The organism is Pseudomonas helleri, from assembly GCF_009600315.1.
Lineage (GTDB): Bacteria > Pseudomonadota > Gammaproteobacteria > Pseudomonadales > Pseudomonadaceae > Aquipseudomonas > Aquipseudomonas helleri_A.
In genome coordinates this window covers 1-726 of the sequence record NZ_WIWC01000098.1, presented here as the reverse complement: position 1 = coordinate 726, position 726 = coordinate 1, and the positions used below count along the sequence as shown (strand labels likewise).

Annotated in this window: 1 protein-coding gene; it reads left to right on the top strand. The window is 51.8% G+C overall.

Annotation, left to right across the window (positions count from 1 at the left end):
* Window positions 1–301: 301 nt before the first annotated feature.
* On the top strand, window positions 302–726 hold a 425-nt coding region (locus GHN86_RS23005), incomplete at its 3' end, for a replication/maintenance protein RepL (protein ID WP_228389649.1).

The following is a 726-nucleotide window of genomic DNA, read 5'->3' as shown; positions in this document are numbered from 1 at the left end:
GGCCGAAGGCCCGCTGCAACTAAAAAATCATCTGCCCAACGGGCAGGCATTCTCAAGGCCGTAGGCCGTGCTTTTTAGGGGTAAGGCATCGCCTAGGGCGGAGCCCTATTGAGATATAGAAGGGGGCACGCTTCAAGCGACTGATTTTAAATGGTTTTTTAAAAACAGAGTACACCCTAGGAGTGTACTGGTGAGTACACCCTAGGAGTGTACTCATGTTTACAACCAGTACACCATTATTTACAACCAGTGCTTCTACGTGTACAACCAGTAGCACCAAACGAGACTGATGAGTACCACCATGGAAGAGACTCGCAACCAAGTTCCCGCCGAGAATTACAACTTCGTCCAGCTCAACCGGAGCTACATGAAGCAGATGCGGGAGCTGGCCCGTAGAAACCCCGTAGCGATGCAGATCCTGTTCTACCTCGTAGAGCACATGGGCAAGTCAACAAACGCCGTCGTGTGCTCCTACAAAACCCTCAGTGAGGTGACAGATCTGAGCCGAACGTCAGTCGCGAAGGCGATCAAACACCTGAAAGACGACAACTGGCTGGATGCGATTAAGATCGGAAATGCCACAGCCTATTGCGTCAACGAGCGTGCTTTTTGGCAGTCAGCCCGCAACGCAAGGCGGTACGCGATTTTCTCAGCCACGGTCATTGCATCAGAGTCAGAGCATGACAGCGACTATCACGAAAAGGCCCGGACAAAACTGACTCACGT